This window comes from Nonomuraea helvata (genome assembly GCF_039535785.1).
GTDB classification, from domain to species: Bacteria; Actinomycetota; Actinomycetes; order Streptosporangiales; family Streptosporangiaceae; genus Nonomuraea; species Nonomuraea helvata.
In genome coordinates this window covers 517,174-540,664 of sequence record NZ_BAAAXV010000008.1, presented here as the reverse complement: position 1 = coordinate 540,664, position 23,491 = coordinate 517,174, and the positions used below count along the sequence as shown (strand labels likewise).

23 protein-coding genes, 3 tRNA genes and 1 pseudogene are annotated in these 23,491 nt (G+C 67.8%); 16 read left to right on the top strand and 11 right to left on the bottom strand.

The features are described from left to right. Positions 1 to 15: 15 nt before the first annotated feature. Positions 16 to 1,224, top strand: a complete 1,209-nt coding sequence (locus tag ABD830_RS30035; RefSeq protein ID WP_344994592.1) for a Rid family hydrolase — start codon at positions 16 to 18, stop codon at positions 1,222 to 1,224. On the opposite strand, the gene hutH is transcribed toward ABD830_RS30035, so the two are convergent. From hutH to ABD830_RS30020, 3 genes are read right to left on the bottom strand one after another with little or no spacing between them, the layout of a single operon-like run. Then, entirely contained in the window at positions 1,205 to 2,755 is a 1,551-nt protein-coding gene (gene hutH, locus ABD830_RS30030) for a histidine ammonia-lyase (protein WP_344994589.1), read from the bottom strand. The two genes, ABD830_RS30035 and hutH, sit on opposite strands and share 20 nt — an antisense overlap. An 18-nt stretch (positions 2,756 to 2,773) precedes the next feature. Next, positions 2,774 to 3,481, bottom strand: a complete 708-nt coding sequence (locus tag ABD830_RS30025; RefSeq protein ID WP_344994586.1) for an ArsR/SmtB family transcription factor — start codon at positions 3,479 to 3,481, stop codon at positions 2,774 to 2,776. A 44-nt stretch (positions 3,482 to 3,525) separates the two neighbouring features. Next, the gene (locus ABD830_RS30020) at positions 3,526 to 4,080 is read right to left on the bottom strand and encodes a hemerythrin domain-containing protein (protein ID WP_344994583.1); all 555 of its coding nucleotides are present in this window, start codon (positions 4,078 to 4,080) and stop codon (positions 3,526 to 3,528) included. 110 nt (positions 4,081 to 4,190) lie between these two features. On the opposite strand from ABD830_RS30020, the gene ABD830_RS30015 reads away from it, so the two are divergent. From ABD830_RS30015 to ABD830_RS30005, 3 genes are all read left to right on the top strand, one after another. Next, positions 4,191 to 5,390, top strand: coding sequence for a hypothetical protein (locus ABD830_RS30015; protein WP_344994580.1), 1,200 nt, complete (start codon positions 4,191 to 4,193; stop codon positions 5,388 to 5,390). Positions 5,391 to 5,408: 18 nt separating this feature from the next. Continuing rightward, a complete protein-coding gene (locus ABD830_RS30010) occupies positions 5,409 to 6,134 on the top strand; it encodes an SDR family NAD(P)-dependent oxidoreductase (protein WP_344994577.1) in 726 nt (241 codons plus the stop codon). A gap of 123 nt (positions 6,135 to 6,257) precedes the next feature. Beyond that, complete coding sequence (locus ABD830_RS30005; protein WP_344994574.1) at positions 6,258 to 6,965, top strand: hypothetical protein; 708 nt, start codon at positions 6,258 to 6,260, stop codon at positions 6,963 to 6,965. Positions 6,966 to 6,983: 18 nt separating this feature from the next. Here ABD830_RS30005 and ABD830_RS30000 read toward each other — a convergent pair. After that, positions 6,984 to 8,533, bottom strand: a pseudogene (locus ABD830_RS30000) (ISKra4 family transposase). 70 nt (positions 8,534 to 8,603) lie between these two features. After that, the gene (locus ABD830_RS29995) at positions 8,604 to 9,227 is read right to left on the bottom strand and encodes a hypothetical protein (protein WP_344994569.1); all 624 of its coding nucleotides are present in this window, start codon (positions 9,225 to 9,227) and stop codon (positions 8,604 to 8,606) included. A gap of 146 nt (positions 9,228 to 9,373) precedes the next feature. Between ABD830_RS29995 and ABD830_RS29990 the strand changes: the two genes are divergently transcribed. From ABD830_RS29990 to ABD830_RS29980, 3 genes are all read left to right on the top strand, one after another. Next, positions 9,374 to 9,445, top strand: a tRNA-Gly gene (locus tag ABD830_RS29990). A 15-nt stretch (positions 9,446 to 9,460) separates the two neighbouring features. Beyond that, positions 9,461 to 9,534 (top strand) — tRNA-Cys (locus ABD830_RS29985). Between the two features lies 1 nt (position 9,535). Continuing rightward, positions 9,536 to 9,610: transfer RNA gene (locus ABD830_RS29980), tRNA-Val, on the top strand. Between the two features lie 50 nt (positions 9,611 to 9,660). Here the strand turns inward: ABD830_RS29980 and ABD830_RS29975 are convergent. Next, entirely contained in the window at positions 9,661 to 10,944 is a 1,284-nt protein-coding gene (locus ABD830_RS29975) for a serine/threonine-protein kinase (RefSeq protein ID WP_344994566.1), read from the bottom strand. 172 nt (positions 10,945 to 11,116) lie between these two features. On the opposite strand from ABD830_RS29975, the gene ABD830_RS29970 reads away from it, so the two are divergent. The 3 genes from ABD830_RS29970 to ABD830_RS29960 all read left to right on the top strand — a co-directional run bounded on the left by ABD830_RS29970 (position 11,117) and on the right by ABD830_RS29960 (position 12,857). Next, positions 11,117 to 11,548, top strand: coding sequence for a nuclear transport factor 2 family protein (locus tag ABD830_RS29970; RefSeq protein WP_344994564.1), 432 nt, complete (start codon positions 11,117 to 11,119; stop codon positions 11,546 to 11,548). Positions 11,549 to 11,794: 246 nt separating this feature from the next. Further along, the gene (locus ABD830_RS29965) at positions 11,795 to 12,532 is read left to right on the top strand and encodes an IclR family transcriptional regulator (protein ID WP_344994562.1); all 738 of its coding nucleotides are present in this window, start codon (positions 11,795 to 11,797) and stop codon (positions 12,530 to 12,532) included. Between the two features lie 4 nt (positions 12,533 to 12,536). Further along, positions 12,537 to 12,857 (top strand): DUF4291 family protein, encoded by a 321-nt coding sequence (locus tag ABD830_RS29960; RefSeq protein WP_344994560.1) that lies wholly within the window; start codon positions 12,537 to 12,539, stop codon positions 12,855 to 12,857. A 463-nt stretch (positions 12,858 to 13,320) separates the two neighbouring features. Here the strand turns inward: ABD830_RS29960 and ABD830_RS29955 are convergent, their stop codons facing one another. The 4 genes from ABD830_RS29955 to pip all read right to left on the bottom strand — a co-directional run bounded on the left by ABD830_RS29955 (position 13,321) and on the right by pip (position 17,086). Next, complete coding sequence (locus tag ABD830_RS29955) at positions 13,321 to 13,836, bottom strand: NPCBM/NEW2 domain-containing protein (RefSeq protein WP_344994557.1); 516 nt, start codon at positions 13,834 to 13,836, stop codon at positions 13,321 to 13,323. A 54-nt stretch (positions 13,837 to 13,890) separates the two neighbouring features. Further along, positions 13,891 to 14,400, bottom strand: a complete 510-nt coding sequence (locus tag ABD830_RS29950) for a hypothetical protein (RefSeq protein ID WP_344994555.1) — start codon at positions 14,398 to 14,400, stop codon at positions 13,891 to 13,893. Between the two features lie 244 nt (positions 14,401 to 14,644). Further along, complete coding sequence (locus ABD830_RS29945; protein WP_344994552.1) at positions 14,645 to 15,184, bottom strand: DUF732 domain-containing protein; 540 nt, start codon at positions 15,182 to 15,184, stop codon at positions 14,645 to 14,647. 939 nt (positions 15,185 to 16,123) lie between these two features. Continuing rightward, positions 16,124 to 17,086, bottom strand: a complete 963-nt coding sequence (pip, locus tag ABD830_RS29940) for a prolyl aminopeptidase (protein ID WP_378520844.1) — start codon at positions 17,084 to 17,086, stop codon at positions 16,124 to 16,126. 43 nt (positions 17,087 to 17,129) lie between these two features. Here pip and ABD830_RS29935 point away from each other — a divergent pair, with 43 nt between their 5' ends. The 5 genes from ABD830_RS29935 to ABD830_RS29915 all read left to right on the top strand — a co-directional run bounded on the left by ABD830_RS29935 (position 17,130) and on the right by ABD830_RS29915 (position 21,851). Next, positions 17,130 to 17,786: a Rossmann-fold NAD(P)-binding domain-containing protein gene (locus ABD830_RS29935; RefSeq protein ID WP_344994549.1), complete on the top strand. Its 657-nt coding sequence runs from the start codon at positions 17,130 to 17,132 to the stop codon at positions 17,784 to 17,786. A 79-nt stretch (positions 17,787 to 17,865) separates the two neighbouring features. Beyond that, positions 17,866 to 18,942, top strand: a complete 1,077-nt coding sequence (locus ABD830_RS29930) for an LLM class flavin-dependent oxidoreductase (RefSeq protein ID WP_344994546.1) — start codon at positions 17,866 to 17,868, stop codon at positions 18,940 to 18,942. Between the two features lie 23 nt (positions 18,943 to 18,965). Beyond that, positions 18,966 to 19,568 carry an FMN reductase gene (locus tag ABD830_RS29925; RefSeq protein WP_344994543.1) on the top strand — a complete coding sequence of 201 codons (603 nt, stop codon included), beginning with the start codon at positions 18,966 to 18,968 and terminating at the stop codon, positions 19,566 to 19,568. Positions 19,569 to 19,649: 81 nt separating this feature from the next. Beyond that, positions 19,650 to 20,432: a chitosanase gene (locus tag ABD830_RS29920; RefSeq protein ID WP_344994540.1), complete on the top strand. Its 783-nt coding sequence runs from the start codon at positions 19,650 to 19,652 to the stop codon at positions 20,430 to 20,432. A 204-nt stretch (positions 20,433 to 20,636) separates the two neighbouring features. Further along, on the top strand, positions 20,637 to 21,851 hold the full coding sequence (locus ABD830_RS29915; RefSeq protein WP_344994537.1) for an FAD-dependent monooxygenase: 1,215 nt from the start codon (positions 20,637 to 20,639) through the stop codon (positions 21,849 to 21,851). A gap of 54 nt (positions 21,852 to 21,905) precedes the next feature. On the opposite strand, the gene ABD830_RS29910 is transcribed toward ABD830_RS29915, so the two are convergent. After that, positions 21,906 to 22,817, bottom strand: coding sequence for an NHL repeat-containing protein (locus ABD830_RS29910; RefSeq protein ID WP_344994534.1), 912 nt, complete (start codon positions 22,815 to 22,817; stop codon positions 21,906 to 21,908). 164 nt (positions 22,818 to 22,981) lie between these two features. On the opposite strand from ABD830_RS29910, the gene ABD830_RS29905 reads away from it, so the two are divergent. Continuing rightward, complete coding sequence (locus tag ABD830_RS29905) at positions 22,982 to 23,464, top strand: hypothetical protein (RefSeq protein ID WP_344994532.1); 483 nt, start codon at positions 22,982 to 22,984, stop codon at positions 23,462 to 23,464. The last annotated feature ends 27 nt before the right edge of the window (positions 23,465 to 23,491 follow it).

Sequence of the window (23,491 nt, the reverse complement as noted above, 5' to 3'; positions counted from 1 at the left end):
CGGTTCACTGTGGGCATGACGACTTTTCTCGGACAGATTGCTTTTCTTGGACAGGGACGCATGGGCGTCCCCATGGCGCGGCGGCTGGAGCAGGCCGGGCACAAGGTGACGACGTGGCGGCGCGGCAGCGGGGTGAGCGCGGCGGAGGCGGTGGACGGGGCCGAGCTGGTCATCACCATGCTCAGCGACCCGGCCGCGGTGCGGGAGGTGCTGACGGCGGCGCTGCCGGGGCTGCGGCCCGGCGCCACGGTGGTGGAGATGTCCACGATCGGCCCCGAGGCGGTGCGTGAGCTGCGCGCGCTGCTGCCGGCCGGGGTGGGGCTGGTGGACGCTCCGGTGCTGGGCAGCGTGGGGCCCGCGGCCGAGGGCACGCTGACGGTGCTGGCCGGGGGCGACGTGTCGGGGTGTCGCGAGGTCCTGTCGGTGTTCGGTTCCGTACGGGAGCTCGGGCCGCTGGGCGCGGGCGCGGCCATGAAGATCGCCGTCATGAGCGCGATCGTGCCCGCCCAGGTGCTGCTGGCCGAGACGTTCGCGTACGGCGAGGCGCACGGCGTGGACCGTGGCGCGCTGATCGACGTGCTGTCGGGCACCCCGCTGGGCACGCTGGCGGAGCGGCTGCGCGTGCCGTCGGACGAGACCCGCTACTCGCTCGCGCACGCGACCAAGGACCTGGAGCTGGGCGCCTGGGAAGGCGCGTCGACGGCGCCCTCGATGATCGGGGCGGCCCGGGCGAGGCTGCAGGAGGCGCGGGCGGCCGGGCTGGGCGAGCGCGACCTGACGGCCATCGCCGAGCACGTCGCCGAGCACGTCGGAGGCGGCCCGGCCCCTCGGGCCGTGCCGCTGAACCTCTCGACGATCCCCGCCACGAACGGCTTCTACTCGCACGCCGTACGCGTCGGCGACATGCTCTACGTCTCCGGCCAGGCCGCCTTCGACGAGCACGGGAACATCGTCGGCGAAGGGTCCATGACGGCCCAGGCGGAGCACGTCTTCCAGGTCATCTCGCGCATCCTCGCCGATCAGGGGGCGACGTTCGACGACGTCGCGTTCCTCCGGACGTACCTGACGGACATGGACAAGCGCGTCGAGTACGGGCAGGTGCGCAGGAAGTACATCACCGGCACACCCCCGGCCAGCACGACCGTGGAGGTGTCGAAGCTGTTCATGCCGGGGCTGCTGCTGGAGGTGGACCTCATCGTGGCGCTCAGGCCAGGGGGCCGGTGACCGATTCGGCGGCCGCCACCACGCCGCCGTCGGCGACCAGGCGTACGGCGGAGTCGATCTCCGGCGCCAGGAACCGGTCGGGGCCGGGCGCGGGCACGGTCTCGCGCAGCGCCCTGACCACGGCCGCCGTCGCGGGCGCGGGCTCGAGCGGGGCGCGCAGGTCGAGCGCGCGGGCGGCGGTGAGCACCTCGATGGCCAGCACGCGGGTGAGCCCGTCCACCGACCTGCGCAGCTTGCGCGCCGCCGACCAGCCCATGGACACGTGGTCCTCCTGCATGGCCGAGCTGGGGATGGAGTCGACGCTGGCGGGCACGGCCAGGCGCTTCAGCTCGGAGACGATGGCCGCCTGCGTGTACTGGGCGATCATGTGGCCCGAGTCGACGCCGGGGTCGTCGGCCAGGAAGGCGGGCAGCCCGTGGTTGCGGGCCACGTCCAGGAAGCGGTCGGTGCGCCGTTCGGACATCGAGGCGAGGTCCGCGGCCACGACGGCCAGGAAGTCCAGCACGTACGCGATGGGGGCGCCGTGGAAGTTGCCGTTGGACTCGACGCGGCCGTCGGCCAGCACGGCGGGGTTGTCGACGGCGCTGGCCAGCTCCCATCCGGCCACGGTGGCGGCGTGCGCGATCGTGTCGCGGGCGGCCCCGGCGACCTGGGGGGCGCAGCGCAGCGAGTAGGCGTCCTGGACGCGGGTGCAGGCCTCGGGGTCGCGGTGGCTGGCCATGATGCCGGAGTCGCGCAGGATCTTGGTCATGTTGGCGGCGGCCAGCGCCTGCCCGGGGTGCGGCCTGAGGGCCTGCAGCTCCGGCATGAACACCCGGTCGGTGCCGAGCAGCGCCTCCACGCTCATCGCGGCGCTCACGTCGGCGGTCCTGACGAGCCTGGTGAGGTCCTCGATGGCCAGGATGAGCATGCCGAGCATGCCGTCCGTGCCGTTGATGAGCGCCAGGCCCTCCTTGGCGGCCAGCTCGACGGGCTCGATCTGGGCCTGCTTGAGCGCCTCACCGGCCGGCTGGAGGTTTCCGGAGCTGTCGCGTACGACGCCCTCGCCCATCAGCGTCAGCGCGACGTGCGCCAGCGGGGCCAGGTCGCCGGAGCAGCCGAGGCTGCCGTACTCGTGCACGATCGGCGTGATCCCCGCGCTGATCAGCGCCGCCAGGGTCTTGGCCGTGGTCGGCCTGATGCCGGTGTGGCCGGTGGCCAGCGTGTGCAGGCGCAGCAGCATGAGCGCGCGCACGACCTCGGTCTCCACCTCGGGTCCGTTGCCGGCCGCGTGGGAGCGCACCAGGGAGCGCTGGAGCTGGGTGCGCAGCGCCGGGTCGATGTGCCGCGTGGCGAGGGCGCCGAAGCCCGTCGAGATGCCGTACGCGGGGACCGGGCTCTCGGCCAGCTCATCCACCCGCTGGCGGGCAGCCGAGACGGCGGCCAGGGCGTCGTCGGTGAGCCGGACGGCGGCTCCGTGACGGGCCACCTTGATGACATCGTCGAAAGTCAGGGGTTCGGGGCCGACGTTCACGACTTCGTTGTCGCGCATGGTGCGTCTCTCTCGCTGCTAGGTAACCGGCGTACCCGATGTTAGCTCCTTACGTGAGAACAGCGCGGACAGCCCCTCCCTGCCCTCGTCGGTGAGGACCACCGCCCTCGGCACCTTCCCGCGCCGGTACCAGTCCCGCTCGAGCAGCACCCCCGTGATCGCCGCACCCAGCGCGCCGCCGAGATGCGACCTGCGCTCGGTCCAGTCCAGGCACTCGGGCGCGAAACGCCTCCTCGACCGCCGCGCGCCGGCCACGTCCACGCCGAGGCCGCCCAGCAGCCGCTCGCCCTCGTCGGTCAGGTCCTGCGCCGCGTAGTAACCGCCGTCCCTGAGCTGGTCGAGCAGGCTCACGCCGGCCCGTCCCGCGAGGTGGTCGTAGCAGGTGCGGGCCTCCTCCAGCAGCCTGGCCTGCCGGGACTGGCGCAGCGACCGCACGGGCGGGCGGGCGCTGACCCTGGCCAGCACCTCCAGCACCTCGGCCACATCGTGCCCGGCCAGGCGGTAGTAGCGGTGGCGGCCCTGGCGCACGACGTCGACCAGCCGGCCGTCGAGCAGCCTGGACAGGTGGGCGCTGGCGGTGGCGGCGCTCACCCCGGCCACCCGGGCCAGCTCCCCCGCCGCCAGCGCCCGCCCGTCGAGCAGGGCGGTCAGCATGGCCGCCCTGGTCGGGTCCGCGATGAGCGCGGCGACGGGCGCTATGTCGGCGTCACGAGCGATGTACTCCATGCCTACGACGCTAGTACCTGGACATTTCGTCCTGCGACGAAGCGTCAGGTGTGCTTGCCGAGCCCCTTGCGGATCATCTCCCGGGCCCGCTCCATCAGCGCGATCGGCGTGCCCATCAGCATGTTCTTGGTGGCGCTCTCCGTGCCGGGGTGCGGGCGCAGCGGCGCGAGGCTCTCGGCCGCCCGCACCGCGGCCGCCATGGCCCGCCGCTCGACGGTGGAGGTGTTCGCGCGCAGCTTGGCGAACTCGTACCGCTCCTCGCTGCGGGCGTGCATGGTCACGGCGGTACGCAGCTCCCCGAGGCGCTCCCAGAACTGCGGATGGTCCACGCCGCCCTTGTGGAGCTCGAGGAGGAGCTGCTTGGCGCGGTTCTCCTCGGTCAGACGGTCGCCCACCACGCCCTGGCCGTTGTCCAGCTTCCTGCGCGCGTACGGGTGGACGATCTCCTCCTCGGCCGTCTCATGCACGGACAGCATCCGCGTCAGCCGGTCGAACGCCTCCTCCAGCTTGTCCGGAGGCGCCTGCTCGACCTCGTCGAACAGGTCCCTGATCTGGCCGTGCTGGGCCACCAGCAAATCGATGACATCTTGTTCACCCACGTCCGCGCCCTACCCGGCCCCTCCCCCGACACGCGCCTCCTTACCGAACGCGGGCCGTTCGAGGACCGAACGCGGAGCTTGCCCGATGGTGCCCCGGGTAGCGCAGCCACATGGCCTTCGACCCACTGCAGGAGCGGGGTGTCCCGCTGGACGACCAGGTGCGCGGCTGGCGCGAGCTGAACGTCGAGCCCATCGATCCCGACCACGCCGACCCGTACACCAGGTGCCGGATCATCACCATGAACGGCATCGAGACGGACGCGATCGTCTTCAGCCACCGTCTCGCCCGCCACTGCCCTGACACCGAGATCAGGCGGCAGCTGGCGCGGGTGCGTTACATCGAGGCGCAGCAGCAGAAGGTGGTCAACTGGCTGCTGCCGGGGGTCTCGTCGGTGCTGGAGACCACGCTCGCCTACGAGCAGGCGGCGGTCGAGCTGACGGCCTGGGTGGCGCGGATGGAGGCGGACGGGTATCTGAGGCAGGCGTACGAGTTCGGCGTGCTGGAGCACGTCGATCATCTGTACCGGTTCGCGAACCTGTACGAGACGGCCGAGCACCGCAGGGCGGAGAAGGTCGTGGACCGACTGACCGAGGTGATGCCGGGGCGGCCGACGTACCTGCAGCACAGGGACCCGATGGACAACGTGCGGGAGCCGTACCAGAGGAGGTCGACGGAGCCGCTGTCGCGCCTGCACACGCTCATGGTCACGGCGGTCGAGCAGCAGGCCATGAACTTCTACATGACCGCCGGCCCCATGCTCCTGAAGCCGGCCGCCCGCGGGCTCTACCAGGAGATCGCCATGATCGAGGAGGGGCACGTCACGCACTACGAGTCGCTCGTCGATCCGGGCCAGAGCTGGTGGGAACGGCTGCTCAACCACGAGTACAACGAGTGCTACATGTACTACTCGTTCGCGCAGACCGAGGCGCATCCCAGGGTGCGCACCATCTGGGAGCTGCACCTCGGCATGGAGCTGGAGCACCTGCGGCTGGCGGCCGAGCTGTTCAAGCGGTTCGACGATCGCGATCCCGACCAGGTGCTGGCCCCGGCCTGCCCGCCGCCGGTGACGTTCGAGCCGAACAAGGCGTACCTGCGCGAGCTGATCGCCGCGCAGAGCGACTACACGACCGTGGGGCCGGGGTACACGCGGGAGGCGCACGAGCGCTTCCGCAAGGCGCAGGACGCGCTCATGGGCGGCGACAGGGCGCCCTCGGAGCAGGTCGTCGACCGCAACCGCGCCGTCTCCGGCCAGGAGTATCTCCTGGAGACGGAGGGGCCGCATCCCGCGGAGCTCCAGGTCCGCCGCTAGCGCCTAGAGTGGGGGCTCATGACAGCAGTCGCCCTCGTCACCGGCGCGTCGCGCGGCCTGGGAGCCGTGATCGCGCACAGGCTGGCCGCCGACGGCCTGGCCGTCGCGGTCAACTACCGTTCGGACGCCGCCGGAGCGGAGCAGGTCGTGGCCGCGATCCGGGACGCGGGCGGCGCCGCGGAGGCGTTCGCCGCCGACGTCACGGACGAGTCCGAGGTGGCCGGCCTGGTCGCCCGCATCACCGGCCGCCTCGGCCCGGTGCACGTGCTGGTGGTCAACGCGACGGGCCCGCAGCCCTCCATCCCGCTGGAGGAGCTCACCTGGCAGTCGCACCTCGACCAGCTCACGTTCTTCGTCAAGAGCCCGACGCTGCTGGTGCAGGCGGTGCTGCCGGGCATGCGGGAGCGCCGCGGCGGCCGCGTCATCCAGATCGGCTCCGACGTCGTCGACCGCAACCTGCCGGGCATGTCCGCCTACATCGCGGCGAAGGGCGCCCAGCACGCCATGACCCTCACCTGGGCGCGGGAGCTGGGCCCGCACGGCATCACGGCCAACATCGTCGCCCCCGGCTGGATCCCGGTGGAGCGGCACGCGGGCCTCGACGAGAGCGGCTATCTCGCGGAGGTACCCCTGGGCCGGATGGGCACGCCCGAGGACGTGGCGGCCACGGTCTCGTTCCTCGCCTCGGAGGGCGGCGAGTTCGTCACCGGCCAGCGCATCTCCGTCAACGGCGGCCACACGTGACCTATTCAGTTTGGGTGTGGCTCGTTCTGAGGGAGTGATTGAGCTGGGGAAAGGCGTTGACTAGGCAGCCGTGGTTGTTGTCGCCCCCGTATTCTTTCTGCCAGACGGATGATCATTTGGGCGGTGGAACGATACGTGATGGCGGAACTGACGGCGTACGAGGCCGGATGGCGTAAGGTCTGCAACGGCCTGGACAACCATCCCGGAATCGAGATCTCTTACGGCCTCGAAGGGCAGGTCGATACAAGCTTTGCTGACGCTGTCGCCTCGTGGGAGGCTTTGGTGGGTTCCCGGGAGATCGAGGCGCCCGCTGGATTGGAGCAATGTTATCTACGCTTCCAAGAGCTGGGGCGGCAGTGGGGCGCCGCGGAGGCGAACGTCGACGGTGAGTTCTATTTGACCCACATCGCGCGGGCGGTTAGCCCGGCCGATCTGACGTGGATTTCTTCGGTCGAAGGCGACGAGCGGTTTCCATCATCGGAGCTGCGTATCATCGACGAGCACCCCATCACCGGGACAGGCCACTATGCCGCACTACGGGCGCTCCCGGGTAGAGGAGAACCCGAGATCTGGTGGGTGGCCACCCCACGCTATGGCGCCTGGAAGATGGGCGTTGGCTATCGCGAGTACCTGGAGATGCTTCAGCTGACCAAGGGCGCCTTCGGCTGGCAGTTCTTGTTCACCTGGGCACCGCTGGGAAATGAGGAGTTCAAGCGCGTGTGCGGTCGAATTGAGGGCATGCTCGACGCATTACCACTCTTGTTCCCCGAGCACGACTACGAGCCGCTCAGAGAACGCTTCTCTGCGCGGCTTCGAGATGGGTGTAGCTAGATCTCACCGACCTAGCGATCAAGTGGTGAGTGCGTATTCCCCTGGTGATGGGTGGAATGAGTGCGGTGGTGTTCGCGGTCGAGGTGGTAGGTCCAGTAGGCGTCGAGGTCGCCGTTGCTGATGATGGCTCTGAGTTTGAGGATGGCCTCGGCTCCGGCCAGGCCCCAGCGTGCTCCGGCGAGGTCGAATCTGTCGGCGATCAGATGGCAGCAAGCGCCTTCGATCACGCCGGTCGCGATCGGCCATCCCGCCTCTAGCGCCTGGTCATAGCGCAGATACTCGAGGTTGTTGGTGAGGTAGCGGATGCACGCGTCGATGCCGTCGCGGCGGTGGGCGGCCGTGGTAGTGGCCTGGCCGGATAGCGCGGTGATGACGTGGCCGGTGTGCCCGGCCAGCAGGGCCAGAGCGTGACCGGCGACCCAGTCCTCCGCGGCCGGCGCCGCGGGCGGGTGCAAACTCCATGCAGCAGCCCATAACTTCTCCAGCACGTGCACGAAATCGATCACGATGTGGACGCGGATGCGGCGCCGGGCGGCTTCGGCGATGATCAGGTCGAGCTGGTGGCGGGCCCCGTCGACGAGCACGACCCAGGGACGGGCGTGCGCGGGATCACGGGCCTCGGCATGGTCGAACACCTTGGCGATCACAGGGCCGGGGCCGGTGATGACCGAGCCGCACAGCCACTTGCGCGTCGCGTTCGGCCGGGCCCGTGGCAGGCGCCGGCTGGATCGCCCGCCCGGGACGGCGATCACATCGTGCGGCCGCCGCGGCGCCGGTTCGGCGTCGTAGACCACCCCTAGCGTCGCCATCCGTTTGCGCGCCGGTTTCTCCCCGGCCGCCAGCCGCGTCCGGAACGTGGCTCGGGCGCGGGCGGCGGCCTTGGCGGTTGCGGGCCGCAGCGCCTCGGGGCGCATGGCGATGCCTTTGCCGTCCACGCTGATCGCCAGCACCGTGCAGGCGGTGCACGGCAGCGGCGTCCGCGCGGCGTAGAAGGCGTCGACATCGACCGCGGCCTGCACGATCGCCTGCTCGATCTGCCGTTTGCCGATCACGTTGCCGCAGCGCGCGACGAGCGCGGCGTGCGCGGCGTCGAACGAGCCGCGCACCGTCTCGATGACTGCTAGTTTGGCCAGCCCGGCCGAGTGCCGCACCGCCGGCAGTGACAAGGCGGCGTCGGCCGGATAGAGGTTGCGCACGCCGGGGGCGCGCCAGGCGCACCGGGTGACGGTCACCGTCCCGACCATCGTGGCCAGCAGGCGGTGATGCCCGGTCTCCAGCCGTGGCCGCGGCACGCCGTCGGGCCCCACCACCGGTGTGGATGCTCCTGCGGCCGTGTCCTGGCGGGCGTGATGCGCCTGCTGCCACTCGCGCAGCGCCCGCAGATCAAGGTGTGCTTGCAGCAGCTGGCGTTGCAGCTCACGGCCCTGCTCGACGATCGTCTCTTCCAGCCGGTCATGGGTCAGCAGGCCGGACGCCGGATCGGTGAGCTGTCCGATGAGCCAGTTGAAGGTGTTCTTCGCCTCCGCAAAGACGTCAGCGGCCAGGCCGGCGTCGTACGGTGCCTGCATAGGGCTCTTCTCTCGCCGGGGACATGTGGTTGGCACCTTTGAACCTGACGGCGGAAGAGCCCTGCCGCAATCACCCGCCCGGTGACGAAGCAGATGACGACGCGATGCCGTCCCGTGACCCTCCGTTGCCCCGCGCGGACATCTCACGCGTCACCGGCTCGGTCACCATGAACAACCCCGGCCCTTCTTCCCGTGCCCAGCCGCGTTCCACCAGCCGCTTCAGCTTCGAGCGCAGCCCTTCCCGCTTGGCGGCCACATCCGGCAGCCCCATCGCCACCGCGATCTGCCCGGCCCGCATCGCCCGGCCGGCATCGACCATGATCTCCACCGCGTCCCGGTACGCGCGCGGCAGCACCGCCGCCTTCATGCCCGGCCGCCACGGCGGCACCGTCACCACACCGAGCACCGGCGGCCGTGCTGGCACCGCGCCGGCCGTGTCGATGCCCCCGCCTGCGATTTCGGCCGTTTCCATGGGCTCACCGACCAGCTCGGCCGCCTCGCCCAGGATCTCCTCCACCGTCTCCCGCGTGATCACCAGCCGTGACAACCGATCGTGCTCGTCCTCCAGCCGTGACTCCAAGGCGGCGATCTGCTCGCGGATCTCCGCGATCCGCTGCCGGGCCACAGCCTCACGCCGTGCCAGCTCCTCCAGCAACGAGCCCACCGTCACCACCGCCTCACCGTCTGCACTCACAGTAGAATGCGGTTCCCGGACTAAACAGTCACGACCACAAAAGCCCAGCTCAGGCACTCACTGAGAAAGAGCTACACCCATTCAGTTTGGGGACTGGGCCAGGATTCGCTAGAGTTCTCTCGTCGCCCGGCGTGAGCGGGGCGCACGCGGAAGTGGCTCAGTGGTAGAGCATCACCTTGCCAAGGTGAGGGTCGCGGGTTCGAATCCCGTCTTCCGCTCGGAGCTTCCGGCTCGGTGGCGTGGCCGAGAGGCGAGGCAGCGGCCTGCAAAGCCGTCCACACGGGTTCAAATCCCGTCGCCACCTCCAAGGACGATTAGCTCAGCGGGAGAGCGCTTCCCTGACACGGAAGAGGTCACTGGTTCAATCCCAGTATCGTCCACCATGATCAGAGGGTCAGGTTCACAGCGAACCTGACCCTCTGCTCTTTCACCGTCATTTCGCGCCGTGCTTCTTCACCTTGACCTTCTTCACCTTCACGGTCTTGGTCTTGGCCTTCGGCGTCTTGACCTTCTTCGCGGTGGTCGTCTTGGTCCTCCTCGCCGGTGCGTGCGGGGCGCCGGCCGCCTGCGTGGAGACGGACTGTGTCGTACGGGCGGGCTCCGGTTCACGCCTGCCGGCATGGCGCCGGGCGACGACTTCGCGAGCCTGGAGCGCCGTGGTGTCCGGCGCGAGCGTGGCCGGAGACGGAGTGGGCTGGGCCACGGTCGCCGGAGAGGGCGCGCCCGGATCGCCGCTCCACCGCGACGCCGTCGCCAGCACGCTGACGATCAGGGCCGCGACGGCGGCCGCCTGCCGCCAGTGCTCGGTCGCCCGCTGCCGGAACGGCGTCCCCTTCCCGAACGGCCGATCGCCGGACGAGGCGGTGATCCGCCCGCTGTCACCGTCAAGGGTCGGAGCGTCCACAGAGACCGGAAGGATCGGCGACTCGCACAGCGCGGACAGTTGCTCGTACGCGCGGTCCGCGTCCGTGCGCCGGTCCGGATCCTTCTCCAGCAGTCCGGTGATGATCGGGGCGAGCGGCCCGGCGTGCTCGAACGGCTCCGGCGCCGAGGTCAGCACCGCGGAGAGGGTGGCCAGTTCGCTGCTGAGCCCGAACGGGGCACGGCCCTCGACCGCCGCGTACAAGGTGGCGCCCAGCGACCACAGGTCGGCCTGCGGCGTGGCGGGGCCGCCGCGCGCGCGTTCGGGGGCGATGTAGGCGGGCGTGCCGACGACGATGCCCTCCTGGGTGCGGCGCCCCTGGTCGTCCAGGGTGCTGGCGAGCCCGAAGTCGGTCAGGATGGCGTGCCGGTCGTCGGTGATGAGGATGTTGGCCGGCTTGATGTCCCGGTGCACGATGCCGCCGGCGTGGGCGGCGCGCAGGGCGTCCAGCATCTCGAGCCCGAGCCGGGCGACCGAGATCACGGGCAGCGGCCCCCGTTCCACGATCAGCTGGGCGAGGCTGGGGGCGGGGACGAACTGCAGCACGATCCACGGCCGCTCGTCGGCGACCACCACGTCGTACACGGCGGCGATGCGCGGGTGGCTCAGCCGCGCGGTCAGGCGCGCCTCGCGCAGGGTGCGCCCGAGCAGCTCCTCGCGCTCCGGCCCCAGCTCGTGCGGGATGCGCAGCTCCTTGACCGCCACCTGCCGGTCCAGCAGCTCGTCATGGGCGCGCCAGACGCGGCCCATGGCGCCGCGGCCCACTTCGGCGAGCAGTCTGTACCGACCCGCCAATAACCAACCTTCATAGCCTGTAACGGGCATGAGGACAGGCGTACCCGGTGATCATCCGATCATGCAAGCGAAATCTTCCAGAAAACCGGCCTGACGCGGCGCTCGCCGTACGGACGGCCGTGGCGGCCCAGCGCTCTGGTCATCGGGCGCGCGCAGCGCGACGATCTGCATCATGGACATACAGGAGATCGCCGACCGGCTGCACATCACCGACCTGCTGGCCCGCTACACCCACGCCGTCGACTCCGGCCGGTGGGACCTGCTCGACGAGGTGTTCACCCCCGACGCCGTGATCGACTACCGCACCGCGGGCGGCATCAGGGGCACGCGGGACGAGGTCAAGGCCTGGCTCGCGGAGGTGCTGCCGCACTGGCCCGGGCGCCTGCACCTCGTCGGCGCCCCGCGGATCGACTTCGCGGACGGCGAGGCGCGCGTGAGCGCCCCCTTCACCGACACCCTCGCCCCCACCAGGGACCTGGTCACCGCGGACACCGAGGGCTTCCTGCACGGCGGCGGCTGGTACCACCACCGCATGCGGCGCACGCCCGGCGGCTGGCGCAGCGTTGAGCTGGTCGAGGAGCAGTCCTGGCGTACCGCCCGCTGACCACCCCGACCCCGCACCCGGCCGTCGTTCACCGCGACGAGACGCAGCGGCACTGCCCAGATTGACAACACTACGTTTAACGAAGTCGCGTCCGGCGAATACCGGGCGATGCGGAAATACCGCGAAAAATACGGGTTCGGGGCTTTCGCCATGAGCGTCTACCCCCAGGAGATGATGGCCACATCGTCGGACAGGTTTCCGCCCGGACAGGGTGCGATTTTCAGATGGCGCGAAGATGCTTGATGGATGACCGGCGAAGAACCCAGCGATCTGATCCGCAGCGTGTCACGCGCGCTCCGCGTGCTGGAAGAGGTCTCGCGGGCTGACCGGCCGCTGTCGGTCAAGGTCATCGCCCGCCGCTGCGGCCTCAACCTGTCCACCTCCTACCACCTGGTCCGGACCCTCTGCTACGAGGGCTACCTGCACCGGCGGCCGGAGGGCGACTACCTGCCCGGCTCCAAGGTGGCCGAGCGCTTCCACGAGATGCTGGAGTCGTTCGAGCGGCCGCCGCGCGCCGCCGAGGTGCTCCGGCGCCTGGCCGACTCCTCCGGCCACACCGCCTACCTGGCCCAGCTCGCCGACGCGCGGCTGATGGTGGTGGACCTGGCGGAGGGGCCGCGCTCCCCGTGGCTGGAGGACCTGCAGGCGGGCCTCGAGACCGCGCCGCACGCCACCGCGCTGGGCAAGGCGCTGCTGCTCCCCCTGCCGCCAAGGGTCCGGCGCGAGGTGCTCACCGAGCACGGCCTGCGCCGCTTCACCTCCGTGACTCCGGCGAGCGTGGAGGACGTGGAGGAGGAGCTGGCGGGGCTGCGGCCGGGGCAGGTGGTGGAGGAGCACGGGCAGTTCAGGGAGAACGTGGCGTGCGCCGCCGCGGTGGTGCCCGGCACGCAGTGGGCGATCGGCATCTCGACCCGCGGCCTGACCGTCCCCCCTGCCGCCGTCGCCCACCTGGTGCTCGCCGTCCGTGACCTGGCGGGGCCTTAATCCGTTGCACCCGGGAACGGACCTTCGCCACTCTGGGCGGCATGAACGTTCCCTACCGGCAGATCCGTGCCGCTTACGGTGGACCGCGTCCAGCGGTCCACCGCAGGTAGCGGACGGAGTCCGCACCTATACCGAGGAGTCGATCACCGTCTACCAGGCTTACGACGCCGTCATCGCCGAGCCCGCCGTAGCGGCGCAGCGCTTCGTGGCGCCGTTCAAGCGGGAGCGGATGACCTGGATCAAGCCGTCGTTCCTGTGGATGATGTACCGCTGCGGCTACGCGACCAAGCCCGGGCAGGAGCGGGTGCTGGCGATCTCTGATTGAGGAGGAAGGCGCTGTCTCCCCGCTAATCCGATCCGCTCCCCGCAGCAACTCTGGTGTCTCATAACTGTGGTCAGCTTAATGTGCTTCTCATGTGCGGCGTGTAGAGCATGCGTGGTCTTGATAACCAACTGCCATTCCTGCTCGTCACGCAAAGAGCCTCACCACAGTACGGGGACCGAATCAGCCCTGCGATGTGTACGCCGGCGACCAGACGCTGTGACGTGATGCTACGTGCCAGATCAGCGCTCTCGTCGACGCTTGGCACGGTGATCAGGACCTGCATGTAACCCTTCACTTCCAGGTTCCCCTTAAGCAGAAGGTAGTGATCACGTACGTCATACAGAAAGAGGACGTCATCCAACGCCAAAGCCCGGTTCCGCGTGGAGGCGTAGTTTTCACAGCTGAGGTTCAAACACCTTCAATCCTGCCAGTAGCCTCGCATCGCAACATCCGGGGCAGCAGATCATTTCACTAGAAGTGAATCTCCGAAAACTACTGAATATACATCGACACCAGCTATCGTGGTGGTTTGGAGTTTTAGGCGCAGCACGTGGCTCACATCAATATCAACCCTATCCGATCTCCCGAGAGAGAAGTCCTTCCTGTATAGCCGTTTCCCGTCCCCGAAGATTTCGACTCGAGCTTTGGCGTCAGCGGGCGCATCGTCTCGCACGCCAAGGACGGCTCTAAAGCGCCGCCAATCACGCGAGAGATTGTATTCGGCCATGTCGGCACCTTGCCATGGACTATTGGGAGAAAGGGTGATGCTATTAACATAGCGTTCGCCGTTCACATCAGCCGATTCAGATACGGGTCCGCCTGCCACCGGCGTGAGCTCTCTTAGATATTGCACGACACTCTCGGGGGTGGGGCCGGCAGAACCATATTCATGGCTATCTGGCGGCGTGGACGAGTTCATTGCAATCGTCCACGCTCCCGACTCCAGGCCGACATCGCCACACCCATAAATAAAGATCATAGTAGCGACAGTGCATACTATTCCTCTTATGCAGAAAGTGATGATCATTTTTCATCACTTCCCCCCGTTCTTACTCTGATTGCCCGCCAGAGCAATCTGTTCTATCGCGCCACCCACACCAATCCCAATTGTGCCGATCAGCGTAAGATAGGATCCGCCAGCAAGGACACTGCCGCCCTCTTGACCTTGAGATGCAAGGAATGCAAGCAATATAAATAGAACGAAGGCAAATATTCCTCCAGTAAGCATTAGTGCTATTGAAACGCCGCTACGCCTAGAATCGTTGGGAGGCCCCCCGACCCCGATAAGCACCGCCGTCAAAGCGATGACCGCAGTTAGCGGAATCAGCCACAGCGCTGCTAGCATGCTCGCCGTTGGATCTCCAGAATCTGCAGATTTGACTTCAGCTGCAGCATTCGCGAGTTGAATTCCCGTGGCGTTTACCATTAGAAAACTACTGACGTACGGGATGGCAAAAAATGCCACAAGCACTACGATGGAACTAACAGCTGAAATCGTATATCCAGGAAGGAATTGCTCTCTAGAAGTTGCGCTTCCAGCCATTACGACACTCCTCTCCCGCACTATCTTCTGCCGTACTTGCAGCTTGCAATTGGGTGCGTCGAAAGGTTATTCGGCCCGCACTCCTATATGCTCAGAGAATGAGTCTCAGATATAACTCTGAAAAGTATTCCGGTGTGCCTCGGGAGCCGACAGGATGAGCTTGTCCTCCATTGAGGCTTGTGAGCACCGCAGCCGTCTACCAGGCTCAGTATGATCCCTCCCCAGTTAGGCACTACCGGCCCTCCTACAGACGATATGCATTCATCGCAGCTTGAACGAATGCAGGGACATGATAGACGTAGACCCCAAACTCTTGCACCACACCATAATCGAAATCGGCTACCCTGTGCCCGACCCTGACAGCCTGATCATCCGGAGCGACAATTCCTGCGCTATGAATATCACTGAGGAATTGCTCATCCGCGCCTACCCCCGACAAACCCTCACGCGGCCGATATGCATTCATCGCAGCTTGAACGAATGCAGGGACATGATAGGCGTAGACCCCAAACTCTTGCACCACACCATAATCGAAATCGACTACCCTGTGCCCCACTCTGATAGCTTGATCGTCCGGAGCGACAATTCCTGCGTTATGAATATCGCTGAGAAATTGCTCATCATTGAGGTCCGACCGATGAGTCAGGTTTATAAAACTCCATTCGCCTTCGGCTGCCGAGATTCGCAGCTCGCTGCCATTCACTTGTCCGATTGCGTTCGCTTCAAGTGGGGCAGCAAGAACGGTGGCTGCCGCGAGTGCTACTGTCCCTATATATTTGATCATTCGCGGAACCATTTCCTCCGCTCCTCTGACGGGATCTATATGACTTATTCGTCCGCAGTTATCAAGCGCTCGTTGATCTACACTCCCAGCTTTGCGTTATAGGACTTTGCCGCCGAATAGGCCATTACGATCCCAGCGATCCATACGATCAACCCTATAAAGATCCCAATGACAACCCAAATCAGCAGCAAGCTAACCAGGAACGCCACAAGCAAACCTATCCCAGCCCCTGTATCTTTTACGTACAGGTTCCCGAGACCTGGGATGAGCACCGAAAGAAACACGGCGACGGCTATAGACTTTTTCACCGCAGCCTCCACAGCTGTGTGAAGCGGTTTAGGGAATACCTAGCTTCTCCAAGAGCCGGTTCCGTGGATAGAGGAGTACAGATGCCTCAACTCGTGTTCCAATTAATAGCTAACCTGCTGTTCGGCGCAAAGGGAAGACTTCAGGCGCTGCTATGGCAAGGATATTGCGGACCTTTGGGGCCATATGGGCTTAGCATCTGAAGTCGCCGAGATGGGCTTGCCTCGGGTTGAGCCACACTCAGCTTGTTCTTTATCATCCGAATTATTGCGCTGAGCGGAGGAGCCATCGTTTCGCGGACAGCGAGACAGCCTTGTAGTGATCATGTGCGGTGCTGAGCCGCTGCCGATCATTACAAGGCAGCGAGGGTAACTCTGCTCAGCGATGTCCCGGTGTCGATTCCTCGAGGTGTTATCCCGTTTCCGGAACGACGTCTACGCCTGCCTCCGTGCGCGGGCTGCTGCGTTGTTCGAGCTGACGGACGCGCTCTCGTGCGAGCCGGGGCCGGTGCGCTCATCGGTGGATCTGACGTCGTCGCCGGAGTACCGGCGCGGATGTGTCCGGCCTGCTGCCGTTGGAGCGGCCCTACCCCTTGACCGGCGGCATCATGGAGACGATCGGGGCGGACGCCGGTCAGCGTGAGCGACGGAAGCGGTCGGTGGCCTCGATGAGCAGGCGGCGGGTGCCGGGCTCGGAGCCGCCGTGGCCGGCGTCCTCCACGATGTGGAGCTCCGCCTCGGGCCAGGCCTGGTGCAGGTCCCACGCCTGGCTGGGCGGCGTCTTGACGTCGTAGCGGCCGTTCACGATGACGGCCGGGATGTGGCGTATGCGGTCGATGCCACCGAGGAGACCCTGCTCGGACAGGAAGGCGCCGTTGGCGATGTAGTGGTGGGTGATGCGGGCGAACGCCACCAGCATGGCGTCGTCGAGGTCGGGCAGCGGCACCGGCAGCAGGGTGTTGGCGGACAGCTCCCAGCCCATCCAGGCGCGGGCGGCGGGGACGTGGACGGCGGGGTCGGGGTCGTTGATGCGGCGGCCGTAGGCGGCGACGAGGTCGTCCCGCTCGCCGGCGGGGATCGGGGCGAGGAAAGCCGCCCATTCGGCGGGGAACAGGTGGGCCGCGCCCGCCGGTGTGAAGGCCCAGGCCACGTCCGAGGGGCGGACGAGCCACACGCCGCGCAGCACGAGCTCGGTGACCCGATCGGGGTGCGCCTGCGCGTAGGCCAGGCCGAGTGTGGTGCCCCAGCTGCCGCCGAAGACGAGCCAGCGCTCGATCCCCAGGTGCTCGCGCAGCCGTTCGATGTCGGCGACCAGCCGCGGGGTGGTGTTGTGCTCCAGCGACACCTCCGGGTCCCCGGCGTAGGGGCGGCTACGACCGCAGTTGCGCTGGTCGAACAGCACGATCCGGTAGGCGGCCGGATCGAAGAACCGCCGGCTGTCGGGGAGCAGGCCTCCTCCGGGGCCGCCGTGCAGGAACAGCGCGGGTCTGCCCGCGGGGTTGCCGCAGGTCTCCCAGTAGAGCTCGTTGCCGTCGCCGACGCCGAGCATCCCGGAGTCGTACGGCTCGATCGGCGGATACCAGTCCATCACACCCATGGGACCCTAGTACGGAACGCCGACGCTCAACGAATGGCATGTCATGAAAGTGATCCTTTTCGGGGCGACCGGGATGATCGGGCGCGGGGTGCTCAGGGAGTGCCTGCTCGACGACCGGGTGACCGCCGTGCTCACGGTCGGTCGGGCGCCTACGGGGCTCGCGCACGACAAGCTGCGCGAGATCCGGCACGACGATCTGCTGGATCTGGGCGCGATCGAGGATGAGCTGAGCGGCTACGACGCCTGCTTCTTCTGCCTCGGGGTCTCGTCGGCGGGCATGAGCGAGGCGGACTACCGGCGGGTCACGTACGACTTCACGCTGTCCGCTGGGCGCACGCTGGCGCGGCTCAGCCCCGGCTCGACGTTCGTGTACGTGACCGGCGCAGGGACCGACGCCCAGGGGCGGTCCATGTGGGCCAGGGTCAAGGGCGCGACCGAGAACGCCCTGCTGGAGCTGCCGCTGGAGGCGTACATGTTCCGCCCGGGCTACATACATCCGATGCACGGCGTCACGTCCCGCACCCGGCTCTACCGGGTGGCGTACGTGGTGGCACGTCCCCTGTATCCGATCCTGCGCCGGATGTTCCCGTCGGCGATCACCACGACGGAGCAGATCGGGCTCGCCATGATCGCGGTCGCGGAGCACGGCGCGCCCAAGCGCGTCCTCGACCCCTCCGACATCAACGCTCTCGCTTCGTAGGGGCCATGGTGGAATATCCCAGGAGGGCTGAGCGCTACCGTAGCCGTCAAAGATTCAACAGTCCTGGATGGTGACTAAAGTGCAGTTCGGAATCTTCAGCGTGGGCGACGTCACCACGGACCCCACCGCGGGCAGGACGCCGACGGAGCACGAGCGGATCAAGGCGATGGTGGCGATCGCGCTCAAGGCCGAGGAGGTCGGGCTCGACGTGTTCGCGACGGGCGAGCACCACAACCCGCCGTTCGTGCCGTCCTCGCCGACCACCATGCTCGGCTACATCGCGGCCAGGACGGAGCGCCTGATCCTGTCCACCGCCACCACGTTGATCACGACCAACGACCCGGTAAAGATCGCCGAAGACTTCGCCATGCTGCAGCACCTGGCGGACGGGCGGGTGGACCTCATGCTGGGCCGGGGCAACACCGGGCCGGTCTACCCCTGGTTCGGGCAGGACATCAGGAACGGCATCCCGCTCGCGCTCGAGAACTACGCGCTCCTGCACAAGCTCTGGCGCGAGGACGTCGTCGACTGGGAGGGGCGCTTCCGCACGCCGCTGCAGGGGTTCACCTCGACGCCGCGCCCGCTGGACGGGGTGCCGCCGTTCGTGTGGCACGGCTCGATCCGCAGCCCCGAGATCGCCGAGCAGGCCGCCTACTACGGTGACGGCTTCTTCGCCAACAACATCTTCTGGCCGAAGGAGCACTTCATGCGCCTGATCCACCTCTACCGGCAGCGGTACGCCCATTACGGCCACGGCACGCCGGAACAGGCCGTCGTGGGCCTGGGCGGCCAGGTGTTCATGCGCAAGAACTCGCAGGACGCGGTCCGCGAGTTCCGCCCGTACTTCGACGTCGCCCCCGTGTACGGCCACGGGCCGTCGCTGGAGGAGTTCATGGCGGAGACCCCGCTCACCGTGGGCAGCCCGCAGCAGGTCATCGACAGGACTCTCGAGTTCAGGGAGCACTTCGGCGACTACCAGCGCCAGCTGTTCCTGATGGACCACGCGGGGCTGCCGCTGAAGACCGTGCTGGAACAGCTCGACATCCTCGGCGAGGAGGTCGTGCCGGTGCTGCGCAAGGAGTTCGCCAAGGACCGTCCCGCCGAGGTGCCCGACGGGCCCACCCACGCGTCCCGCATCCCCGCCGTCACCGCCTGAACCCCGGAAAGGAGATCGACGAGATGAAGATCGTCATCGTCACTGCCGGGCTGACGCAGCCCTCCTCCACCCGCCTGCTCGCCGACCGCCTGACCGACGCCGTCACGCGGCAGCTGGAGGCCGACGTACGCGTGATCGAGCTGCGCGACCTCGCCGTGGACATCGCGAACAACTTCGTGACCGGCTTCCCGAACGGCCGGCTGCGCGAGGCGATCGAGGCGGTGACGGAGGCCGACGGGCTCATCGCGGTCACGCCCATCTTCAGCGGCTCGTACAGCGGCCTGTTCAAGTCGTTCTTCGACGTGATCGAGAACACCGCGCTGGCCGGCAAGCCCGTGCTCATCGCCGCCACCGGCGGCACGGCCCGCCACTCGCTGGCGCTGGAGCACGCGCTGCGCCCGCTCTTCGCCTACCTGCGCGCCGTCGTGGTCCCCACCGCCGTCTACGCGGCCGCGGAGGACTGGGGCGGTGCGAGCGACACCTTCACCGACGGCCTCGGGCCGCGCATCGCCCGCGCCGCGGAGGAACTGGCCGGCCTGCTCCGGCACCGCGGTCCCAGGGCCGAGACCAAGGAGGAGGTCGTTCCGTTCGAGGAGCAACTGGCGGCACTACGTCCCTTGAGTTAGTTTTCCCCACACGGCATGCGCTCCGCGAGTATGGTTCGTTAGGAAGGTTTCCTAACAACTCCCTCTCCGACAGGAGCGCATGTGCTCACCGCCACACTCCTGACCCTTTCCCTCACTGTCACCGGCGCCGCCACGGCCTCGACCTCGGCCTCGGTTGACCTCACCGATCCGCACAAGAAGGACATCGCCATGCAGCTGGTGTCCAGCGCGGAGAACTCCTCGCTCGACTGGAAGGCCCAGTACGGCTACATCGAGGACATCAAGGACGACCGCGGCTACACGGCCGGGATCATCGGCTTCTGCTCCGGCACGGGCGACATGCTGGAGTTAGTCGAGCTCTACGCCGAGCGCAAGCCCGGCAACGTCCTGGCCAAGTACCTCCCGGCCCTGCGCAAGGTGAACGGCACCGCCTCCCACATGGGTCTCGACCCGAACTTCACCAAGGACTGGAAGACGGCCGCCAAGGACTCCGTCTTCCAGCAGGCCCAGAACGACGAGCGAGACCGCGTCTACTTCAACCCGGCCGTGAATCAGGCCAAGCAGGACGGGCTGCGGGCACTCGGCCAGTTCGTCTACTACGACGCCATGGTCATGCACGGGCCCGGCAGCGACAAGCTGAGCTTCGGCGGCATCAGGAAGTCCGCCCTGGCCAAGGCCAAGCCGCCGGCGCAGGGCGGGAACGAGGTGACGTACCTGAACGCGTTCCTCGACGCGCGGAAGGCGGCGATGAAGGCGGAGGAGGCGCACGAGGATACGACGCGGGTGGACACGATGCAGCGCGTGTTCCTCAAGAACGGCAACCTCGACCTGGACCCGCCGCTGACCTGGAAGGTCTACGGCGACAGCTACACGATCAAGAAGTGACATCCGCCCTGGGCGGGTGAACGCGCCGGCCCGCACCCCTGAGAACCGAACGCGGGCCGGCTCCTCTCCTCCCCTTCATGTTAAGCACCTTGACATCACGAAGGCAACTTATTGCCAAACGACCCTAGAGAGGATCGACAACAACAGGACAAGTCATTTGGAAACTTGTTGCCAAACGCTTGGCAATCCTGTTACGGTTTTGCCATGACGAACTCACGGCAACTCGCCAACCGCACCGTTCTGATCTCCGGCGCCAGCGTGGCCGGCCCCGCCCTGGCCTACTGGCTGCGCCGCTACGGATTCACCCCCACCGTCGTCGAACTGGCGCCCGAACTGCGCGAGGGCGGCTACAAGGTCGACCTGCGCGGCGTGGCCATGCAGGTCGTCGAGCGGATGGGCATGCTGGAGACCGTACGGCGGTCGAGCACCGCGATCCGCGGCGGCTCGTGGGTCGCCAAGAGCGGCAAGCCGCTGGCCACCCTGGGCCCCGACCTCATCGGCATGCGCGCTCCCGGCGACGACGAGGTGATGCGTGGCGACCTCGCCCGGCTCCTCTACGACGCGACACGTGACAGCTGCGAATATCTGTTCGGCGACACCATCACTTCTCTCCACGAGGGTCCCGACGGCGTCGACGTCACCTTCCGCCACGCCCCGCCCCGCCGCTTCGACCTCGTCATCGGCGCCGACGGCCTGCACTCGACCGTGCGACGCCTGGCCTTCGGTCCGGAGGAGCGCTACGTCCACCCCCTCGGGATGCACGCGGCCGTCTTCACCGTCCCCAACCACCTCGGGCTCGACCACTGGGAGCTGCTCTATCCGACGCCCGGCAAGGTGGTGAACGTCTACGCCACCCGGCCCGACACCGCGAAGGCGCAGTTCGTCTTCCCGAGTCCCGCCGTCCTGCCCGACCGCTACGACAGGGCCGCCCAGCAGCGCATACTGACCGAGGCCTTCGCCGGGGTCGGATGGGAGAGCGAGACGCTGCTGCGGGCCATGCCGTACTCGCCGGACTTCTACTTCACGCCGGTCAGCCAGGTCCGCATGGACCACTGGTCCGCCGGCCGGATCGCCCTGGTCGGCGACGCCGCCTACAGCCCGTCCCCGCTGTCCGGGCAGGGCACCAGCCTCGCTCTGGTGGGCGCGTACGTGCTGGCCGGCGAACTGAGCGCGGCGGCGGGCGACCATCGTGCGGCTTATGTCGGATATCGGGAAGCGATGCGCGAGTACGTGGATGTGAACGTGACGCTCGGCGCGAGCAACGCCGCGCAGATGGTCGCGGGCAGCCCGGGGGCGATCAGGATGCAGACCACGATGATGCGGCTGGTCAACCGCCTGCCGTGGAAGGATCTGGCGATGCGGCCGATCATGAAGCCGCTCAACCAGGCCGCCAACGCGCTCACGCTCGCGGCGTACTGAGTGGGTGTCTCCCCCTGTCTGGTCCCCGCCCGCGGCAGATCGCCTGAAGAAGGGTCAGGGAGCGATGGCGACCACCGTGTACGGCGTGTCAGGGGTCGGGGTCGTCGTGAAGCGGGCGTTGGGCAGGTAGAGGCGGTCACCGAAGGTGGCCACCGTCGTCGGAACGTCGAAGCGGGGATCGGTCAGCCGTTTCACGACCTTGCCGGACGAGCCGTCCCGCGCCAGGCTCACGACGGCGACCGTGTTCAGGCGGTTCTGCACCGCGTACAGGGTCCGCCCGGACAGCAGCAGGCCGTCGCCGTTGACGAGCGACTCGCCGCCCAGGTCCACCTCGGTGGTGACCCCGGAGGACGGGTCGGCCTCGAACAGCTTGCCGGTGTTGGACTGGACGATCAGCAGCGACTCGCGGTCGGGGCTGGGGGCGATGCCATTGGCGTTGTTGCCTGTCGTGTACTGGATGGCGCCCGAGAGCGGGATCTTGACGGCCTCCCCGGGCAGCGAGCCGCCGCGCCCGAGCGGGAGCTTGTAGAGCACCGGGTTGGTGGAGTCGGTGAAGTACGCGGCGTGACCCGTGAGGATGACGTCGTTGACGAACGACGGCCCCGTGGCCAGCGTGTACGACTTGAGCACCTCCCCGGTACGCAGGTCGATCACCCGGGCGTTCCCCCCGCTGCCCCCGGCCACGAACAGCCGCCCGCGCCCGTCGGTCTTCAGCCCGAGCGAAGGCGTGCCCGGGCCCTTGCTGATGACGGACCCCTTGCCGGTGCGCAGGTCGGCCCGGTAGATGTCGCCGGTCGCGCGGGAGCCGAAGTAGGCGTACGGCCCCGGCCCGGTCGCGATGCCCTCCGGCTGGAACCCGTTCGGCAGGGCGAACGTGTCGGGCTTCGCCCCGGCCTGCGCGGGCGCGCTGACCAGCAGGACGGCGGCGAAGGCGCTGAGTGCGGTCTTCAGGATCGCGGATCTCATGCGCCCCACGATGCCCGCGGCCGCGGCCCCGGCAAAGGCCCAGGCGCGGCCTTCACAGGGAGTTTTCAGCAACACACCCCGCCGAGGCGGTCGGAGGGTAGCTTTGGACAAAGGCGAACAAACGGGGTGGAGTTATGTCAAACGGTGCCCGTCACGCTCTGGGAGTGGTCGCTGGACTGCTCCTCCCTCCTCTGGTAGCCGCCGGGCTGTGGTTCGGCGTCGGTGAGATCCTGGTCGTGTCCAGGGCGACGTTCCAGATCTCCTGGCTCGGACTGGCCGTGGTCGCCGCGTCGGGCATCGTGCTCGCGCTCCTGGCCGGCTCGCGGCTGTCGCCCGTCGCCTCCCTGATGGGCGGCCTGGCGTTCACGGCCCTGGGCGTCCTGCCCACGATCGAGATGCAGGGGGTACGGGTGCTGCCCGACCGGTGGCTGCCGGCCGGCATGGAGGCGGGGTTCCAGACGGTGGCGTACTCAGGGGTGCTGCTGTTCCTCGGTGTGGCGCTGCTGGTCGTCTCGCTGTTCCCGTCGCGGTGGCGCTCGTCGGCGAGACACATCGAGTACGCGGACCCGTACGGCTCGTCGGCGCCCTCGCCGTACCTGCCGCAGGGCGGACCGGAGGACGCCACGCGGCCGATGTTCCGCGAATGACGGGCGCGCGGCCTGGCAGAATGCGGG